Below are 7,722 nucleotides of genomic sequence, written 5' to 3'. Positions count from 1 at the left end.
TTGGCGCCGTTTAATGTCTCAGCAGCAACTCTTATACTATATCATGTTCGGCCGTTTAATGTCAAGCTCTTTTTTTAACTTCTTTTTCGAGCTCGTCATGTGTGTTTCTCGGCCAGAAATAGAATATATCATGTATAGAGATTCATTGCAACACTTTTTTTTGAATGATTTAAAAACCATAAATCATGTATTAATGAATATACTCTATCTTTATATACTGTTGCCTTATATACATTCCATAATATAAAAGAAAAACAACTGAAAAAGATATCAGTTGTTTTCAGAAGATAGCTTAAACGAATCTAAATTAATTCCGCTTCCTTCGCTCCAGTAATTACGGAAACGATACTGTTTCGAAGTATCTCTGCATTATACGCCTGGTATGGATCGACATTGAAAACAACAGCATCTGCAATAAAACCTTCTGCAATCTGCCCCAGCTCGTTACCGCTCCCTAGAATGTCAGCAGCGCTTTTAGTAGCTGACTGCCACGCTTCTCTGCGAGTTAAGCCATAATCAATCAACGTATCCAGTTCTTGAAGGTTATAACCATGTAATGAGGGTGTAGCATAATCTGTACCGAATCCAATACGAACGCCCTCTCTTTTTGCATAATTAATGGCTTTGGAATGTGATTCAGCAGCACGGGCAGCTCGTTCACAAATGATTGGATTCAACGCAAGAACACCTTTCGGATCTGCAGCAATGCGATAGATGGATGTAGTAGGTACAAAAGCTACTCCCGAATTAGCAAGCCTTCCCGCCTGATCTTCAGTTAGAAACATCCCATGCTCTATAGATTCCACACCGGCCTGGATGGACCAGTCTATCGTCACTCCACCCCAGGTGTGAACCAGCACCTTCTTATCGTGGGCATGTGCATTACGAACAATGAACGCGAATTCTTCTTCGGAAAAGATCGGATCAACCACTTTCTCGGTAGGTGCTCCAAGACCGCCTGTGGCCATGATTTTTATCCAACCCGCTCCTGTAGCAAAGATTTCTGCCATCCGTTGTTCCAAATGCTTAAGTCCACGGGCATCTGCTGCTCCAAGCATATCGCTGCTGGTATGCACTCTTAAAGGCTGCTGATATTGCTGAACAAGATGCTGCACTGTGCTGGGCAGAATTCCGCCTGCATCACGTACAGTCGTTACACCTGTCCTTAAAGTAGCCTCAAAGGCTTGTGCCTGCATGGCTTCGATCTGCTGGGAGTCGCGCTTTAATTGATCTGCATGGTCAAAGTCTGTCCAAGCCATATGCGTATGAAGATCTATAATACCTGGACTAATCCATAGATCTGTCCCTGTAAGTGTTGAATTATTTTGTTGCGGCTCTATTTCAGTTATAGATAAAAAATAACCATCCTTAATCACAACATCAAAACGTTTACCTTCGATACCTGCTATATAAATATTCTTGAATGTATGCAGTTCTGGATGCTTGTCAATCATCTTCATTCCCCCCAAGCCAGCCGAACAGCATGTAATGCCTGATCAGGGTCTTGTTTCAATAACTCAGCAAGTGTTGATATGGCTTCCTCCACACTTTTCCGAGCAGCATTTGTTCCGAAATGATTGATCCGCAAAAGATGGCCAAATAATTCTCCGTCTCCTGGAGCCACAATGCCTATAGGTTTTTCGATCTGCAAATCTTGCTTTCCAGCAATCCGAACCGTTGTAGTCAGTGTAGAATAATGTCTGCTGTCCTTTTGCCAAGGCTCAAGCCCCAAGGATTCTATACCAGCTAATGTAGCAGCTGCAGCCCTTTCATGACGCTGAATGATTTGCTCCAATCCCTCTTCTTCAATTCGTGTCAAGGCCAGGATCAGAGCTCGAGCCTCTAAAGTAGGGATATTTGGAGCAACCCGTAGCGGCGCAGTGCCATCCAGCGAAGGTTTGAGATCCAGCAAGGACAGAATGGAGTTACGCGGTGCATTTTTATTAGACTCAAGAAATTGCCAGCCACGTGGTGAAATACTGACGGCGCTAACACCGTTAGGTCCAGCCAAGGCTTTTTGTGCGCCTATCACAGCAAAATCAACTCCCCATTCATCGACCAGTAACGCCTCTCCCCCAACCGCAGAAACTGAGTCCGTCACAGTAATGAGATTGAACTCCTTTGCAATCTTAAATATTTCTTTAGCCGGATTAGAACCACCTGTAACTACTTCAGCCTGAACAAAGGAAAGGGCACAAGGGCTAAACTCTTTAATTGCGGAAGCAACTTGGTCGCTAGTGACCACTTCATCAAAAGGAACCTTTACTTCAATAACCGTTGCACCTCCCCGTTCAAGCCACTTTCCAAATAGACTTCCATAGGGACCTGTTACTATATTTACAATGGTTCGACCAGGCGCGGCTATTCCTGCAGCCACTGCCTCGATCCCCAGAATTGCCTCAGCTGGGATGATAACTGGTGGGTGCTCAGTAAACAAGATAGTAGAAATCAATTGTGTAAGCTTATTGTACTCATCCACTGAAAGTGGCACATGTACATTATATTCTGGGCTCATAAGAAACCTCCTGATGTACTTGATTTTGGCATTTTAGGAACTGCCGACAACAGCTCGTAACTGTATTCATGTTTAGGCCGGATGAAGAATTGATCCTTCGGACTCTGCTCCACGAGCTTTCCTTGCCGCATAACTGCTACCGTATCGCTAATTGCATTAATTACTCCTAGATCATGGGAAATAAAAAGCATGGTGAGATTAAGCTCAGCTTTCAGCGTATTGAACAGTTCGAGCACACTAAGCTGCACAGATACATCCAGCGCGCTGGTTGGTTCATCGGCGATCAGGATATTTGGTTCAACGCTTAATGCACGAGCGATCGCTATCCGTTGCCGTTGACCACCTGAAAATTCATGCGGGAATTTATCTAAAGCCTTTTGCTCCAAATGAACCTGGTTCAAAAGCTCTTTACATCTTTGCTCAACGTCCGTACGTCCCACAATTTTATGAAACAATAAGGGCTCGGAAAGAATTTGCCTAATCGAATGCTTTGGATTCAGCGATGCATCAGGATTTTGGAAGATCATCTGGATTGTTTTACGCTGCTCACGGCTCCTTTTCTTTTTTAACTCTTGGGTACCTAACAGAATCTTCCCCTCATGCGGGGCAATCAGTCCAGCAATTACTCGCGCCAGCGTAGATTTCCCTGAACCGGATTCTCCAACAAGTCCAAGAGTGGTGTGCTGCTCAAGATTCAAATTGATACAATCCAGTGCAGTAAATCCGCCGTAGTGAACAGTTAAATCTTTTATTTGTAAGGCTAGTTCCATGAGTCTCTACTCCCTTCAAGCTCTGGCAAAGGAAGCACCGAATCAATCAGCATCTGTGTGTAAGGGTCGGATGGATTTTGCAAAATATCAAGGGTAGCGCCATGCTCCACAATCTGCCCTTGTTTCATTACACATAGGCGTGAGCACAAGTTGGCTGCAATCGCGAGATTATGCGTTACAAAAACCATAGCAAATCCCAACTCCTGCTGGAGGTTCGTGATCGTTTCAATAATTTGTCGTTGAACCGTGACATCCAGCGCCGTTGTCGGCTCATCACAGAGAAGAATACCTGGCTTGCACGCCAGTGCCAAAGCGATGACTACCCGTTGACATTGACCGCCTGACAGCTGACTCGGATATCGATCCTTTTTCTTTAAAGAATCAGGGAGACCAAGCCTTTCGAGTAGCTCCAGCGCAATCATTCGCGAAGCCTTTCGACTAACTTTCTGTCTGTAATACACGACTTCAGCCAGCTGATTGACAACCATACAGAGTGGATCAAGCGCACCTCTTGGGTCTTGAAACACCATCGCACTGCTTACGTCACTCTTAATGGTGCCACCTGTCTGTTCAACACCATTTGGAAGTAGTCCCAGAATTGCACGCAGCGTAAGCGATTTTCCTGAACCCGACTCACCTACTAATCCTAGACTCTCCCCTTTGCTCAGCGAAAAGCTAACATTGTTGACTAATCTCTCTTTTGACTTCGCTGCCAGCGATAGTGCGTTTATTTCTAAAATGGGTTGTATAGACATCATTTTTTCCTCCATATGTCTGCCAAACCATCACCTAGGAGCGACAAAGCTATTCCGGTATACACCACTGCAAATCCTGGGACAGCTGAGAGCCACCAAGCTGTAGTGATGAAGGGCTGTCCATCTGAGATCATAGTTCCCCAGTCTGGAGTTGGCGGTGTAATACCGATCCCAAGATACCCCAGTGTAACAATGGCAACAAGCAATCCAATCATGTCTGTCATAAGAACGACAACGGCTTGCGGAAGTACATTGGGCAGCAGATGACGCAAAATAATTTTTACTCCGGGTAGCCCTAAGGTTTGAGCGGATGCCACCCATTCCTGATTGCGAAAAGATGCGCTAAGACCTCTCACTACACGGGCAAAGACAATCCAACCTACAAGGATAAACGTAATATAAATGCCTCGTTCTCCTGCTCCACTGGCAAAAGCAACGATAATGACGATTAGATAAAAAGGAAAAGCGATCAACGTATCTGACAGCAGCGTAATAACTGTATCAATCCATTTGCCGTAATATCCTGCTAGCATTCCTAGGAACACACCTATGCAAAAGGGAATGATTTCTGCCAAGACCATGATTTTTAAATCAGTCCTCGCTGCATAAATCAATCTAGTAAACAGATCACGTCCCAGCTGATCGGTTCCTAGCCAGTGTTCAGCCGACGGAGGCTGCAGAAAGGCGCTCAAATTTTGCTCGGAGGGATCATAGGGACTTATATACGGTATGAACACAGTCAAGAGAATAAGAGCAGCAAACATAATCAATCCCACTAGAAGTGAAGGGGTATTCCATATTCGTTTTAAGCCGCTAGTCATTTTGCCAGCCTCATACAATCGTGGTTCTAGTCTTATCGTTTTCATTGTTTTCCCTTCGTTCTGGGATCAAGCCACCAAGAAATGATTTCAATCAAGAGACTGATGATCACAACAGCTAGCGCACAGTAAAGTGCTATTCCTTGAATAACTGGAAAGTCCCGTTTCGAAATTGAAGTGAATAACAAACTGCCAATTCCCTTTATTCCAAACACCTGTTCAACGACCAATGTACCGCCGATTAGATATGAAATATTCACACCCATCAGCATCAGTGTTGGTAGAGCCGAATTGCGCAGCACATGTTTAAATAAAATAACCCTGCTTGGTATTCCGGCAGCCTTAAGTGTAACTACAAAATCCGATTCTAACACTTCAAGCATCTGTGCTCTTAACGAACGGACCAGCGTAGGGATCTGTGAGAAAGCAACGGTGATTGCCGGAAGTGCAAGACTGTGCAAAGTTCCAATCCACCCTTCACTTACTCCCCCAACGGGGAACCAGCCAAGCCGGACACTAAAGAGCAAAATTAAAAGTAAGCCAACCCAGAAGATTGGCATACCCAAAGTTATTGTAGGAAAAATACGTATTAAATGATCCAGCAGTTTATCCTTATGCGTAGCTGCTACTGTAGCAAGCAGAAGTGATACGAAAATCGCCAACACACACGCCATTACTATGAGCAACAAAGTGACAGGGGCACGCTGCATAATCAACTCTCTTGTTGATGTACCCATAACAATGGAGTTTCCAGTATCCCCCTGAGTAAATAGCGTCTTCAGAAATCGCATGAACTGCTCCCATAAAGGAAGGTCCAGCCCAAGAGTATGATGCATACTCTTGAGCGCCTCAGGGGTACTGTATTCTCCCAATATCATTTTAGCTGGATCTCCAGGCACAATTCGGATGATGAAAAAGACTGCTATCATTACGCAGCAGATCACTGCCAGCGCCTTTATAAGTGATATCACAAGCCAGTTGTAAGAGTCCTTGCTTCCTCTAGGTTGATTTAACACCTGCTTAAGATTCGTCATTGGCTGATGTGGACATCTTCGAAACGGGCGCTGCCGTTAGGTAGAACAACAAGACCATCAACAGAAGAACGAATACCTTTCAAGACATCTGGATAATAAAGCGGAATATAAGGTACTTCATCAGCAAGTGTCTGCAGCAGTTTAGTATAGATTTGCGCACGAGCATCGCCATCTGCAGTTTTTTGGCCCTCATATAGAAGCTTCGTTACTTCATCATTCGTATAATGCGTCCAATACGATTTGCTGAAGCCTTCCGGATCAGTTTGAAAAGCAATGATCGAGTTCGCTTCCGGGGAATCCGCTTGACCGCTATTAAGCATTGCCGCAAAATCATATGCAAAGAAACGTTCACGGAAAGTAGCAAGCTCAATCGATTCAATCTCAATCTTAATCCCGATTGTTTGACCCGCTGCCTGGATAATTTGTGCTTCTTGTGCTCTTGTACTGTTGCCGGAGGCTACAAGTAATTTGGTAGTGAATCCATTAGGGAAGGCAGATTTAGCAAGCTCCTCCTTGGCTGCCTCAACATTGAAGTTCAGAGCCTTGATTGTATCATTGGAGTTATAAGGAATCGTTGTTGGCAGTAATGAGTTTGCCGTTTGTGCATAACCAAACGTTAATGCTTTGGTCAAGCCTTCACGATCAAGTGCCAGAGCCAGCGCGCGGCGAACATGCACATCCGAGAAATGCTCATCCAGCGTATTAAAGAACAATTGCTCTGTCACCCAACTGCCGTTAGTAATTACTTTAGTGTCAGCTCCATCTTTGATCTCATTGGCATTTTGCAGCGCTAAAGATTCAATAGCATTAACTTCCCCAGCCTTCAGCTGGTTGATCGCTTGGCTATCATCCTCAATCAACTTATAAACAAGCTTATCAATATATGGTTTACCTTCTTGCCAGTAGAATTTGTTCTTAGTGAAGGTCAGATCCCCCGCTGTATCCCATGATTCAACCACAAAGGGTCCCGTTCCAATTGGCTTCTTAAAGAATTCTTCTTCGGAAACTCCACCAAAATTGTTAGGCAAGATGCCATTTGAGAAATTGGATAGCTCTGAGATAAATGGTGTATAAGGCTCTTTAAGTGTAATAACAAGCGTTTTGTTATCCTGCGCCTTAATTGTGCCGACCTTTGCCGATATTGCCAGCGGGCCGCCAACCTTCAAGTGCCGCTCAAGGGAGAATACAGCATCTTCTGCAGTCACATCCGTACCATTTGAAAACTTTACGCCGTCGCGAAGTTCAAAAGTATACGTCAGGCCATCCTCACTGATACTATGTGACTTCGCAAGCCAATCTACAATTTCGCCCTTGCTGTCAAAAGCAACTAACGATTCAAATACTTTGTCGATTGCAAAAGCATTGTTGGACGTAATCTGGTTATGCAAATCCAACGAGGTTACAGATGCAGGCCGACCATAGATGAAGGTTCCTCCTACTGCCGGCTCTGCCGCTTGAGGAGTCTGAGTTGCTGTTGCTGGACTCGCACTTTCCTGCGCATCTTTATTTGAAGCAGCCTTATTATTAGATCCCGAGCATCCTGCAATTACCATCAATAGCAAAACTGCTATCGCCCCCAACAGAACCGGTTTCTTAACAGATACATTAAAATATGACATAATCCGCTCCCCCTATAATTCTTATATGTTTAGTATGAATTGTATTATGGATTAATCAATGTGGTCTGTCAAACAAAATTTAAATCTTAACAATCCGTTAAGTAAATAGATATAAAAAAAAGACCACTGTCGATTACTCAACAGTGGTCTTGCGTGCTTGGCAACGTCCTACTCTCCCAGGACCCTTCGGTCCAAGTACCATCGGCGCTGG

7 protein-coding genes are annotated in these 7,722 nt (G+C 44.4%); all 7 read right to left on the bottom strand.

The features are described 5' to 3' along the window. Window positions 1-302: 302 nt before the first annotated feature. Genes ACQKMP_RS30465 through ACQKMP_RS30435 form a run of 7 tightly spaced genes read right to left on the bottom strand, consistent with a single transcriptional unit; the run spans window position 303 to window position 7,511 of the window. Window positions 303-1,454 (bottom strand): amidohydrolase family protein, encoded by a 1,152-nt coding sequence (locus tag ACQKMP_RS30465; protein WP_042183798.1) that lies wholly within the window; start codon window positions 1,452-1,454, stop codon window positions 303-305. A gap of 2 nt (window positions 1,455-1,456) precedes the next feature. Then, window positions 1,457-2,515, bottom strand: a complete 1,059-nt coding sequence (locus tag ACQKMP_RS30460; protein WP_042183796.1) for a pyridoxal-phosphate-dependent aminotransferase family protein — start codon at window positions 2,513-2,515, stop codon at window positions 1,457-1,459. Then, window positions 2,512-3,285, bottom strand: coding sequence for an ABC transporter ATP-binding protein (locus tag ACQKMP_RS30455; RefSeq protein ID WP_042183794.1), 774 nt, complete (start codon window positions 3,283-3,285; stop codon window positions 2,512-2,514). The genes ACQKMP_RS30460 and ACQKMP_RS30455 overlap by 4 nt, the downstream gene beginning before the upstream one ends. Next, window positions 3,276-4,043, bottom strand: coding sequence for an ABC transporter ATP-binding protein (locus tag ACQKMP_RS30450; RefSeq protein WP_231573369.1), 768 nt, complete (start codon window positions 4,041-4,043; stop codon window positions 3,276-3,278). The genes ACQKMP_RS30455 and ACQKMP_RS30450 overlap by 10 nt, the downstream gene beginning before the upstream one ends. Beyond that, a complete protein-coding gene (locus ACQKMP_RS30445) occupies window positions 4,040-4,906 on the bottom strand; it encodes an ABC transporter permease (protein WP_143764167.1) in 867 nt (288 codons plus the stop codon). Before ACQKMP_RS30445 ends, ACQKMP_RS30450 begins: the two co-directional genes overlap by 4 nt. After that, complete coding sequence (locus ACQKMP_RS30440) at window positions 4,903-5,892, bottom strand: ABC transporter permease (protein ID WP_042183789.1); 990 nt, start codon at window positions 5,890-5,892, stop codon at window positions 4,903-4,905. Before ACQKMP_RS30440 ends, ACQKMP_RS30445 begins: the two co-directional genes overlap by 4 nt. Beyond that, complete coding sequence (locus ACQKMP_RS30435; RefSeq protein ID WP_042183788.1) at window positions 5,889-7,511, bottom strand: ABC transporter substrate-binding protein; 1,623 nt, start codon at window positions 7,509-7,511, stop codon at window positions 5,889-5,891. Before ACQKMP_RS30435 ends, ACQKMP_RS30440 begins: the two co-directional genes overlap by 4 nt. Between the last annotated feature and the right edge of the window lie 211 nt (window positions 7,512-7,722).

The organism is Paenibacillus sp. NPDC101420, assembly GCF_050277435.1.
Taxonomy (GTDB): Bacteria; Bacillota; Bacilli; order Paenibacillales; family Paenibacillaceae; genus Paenibacillus_AQ.
This window is presented reverse-complemented; position numbering and strand designations above follow the sequence as displayed.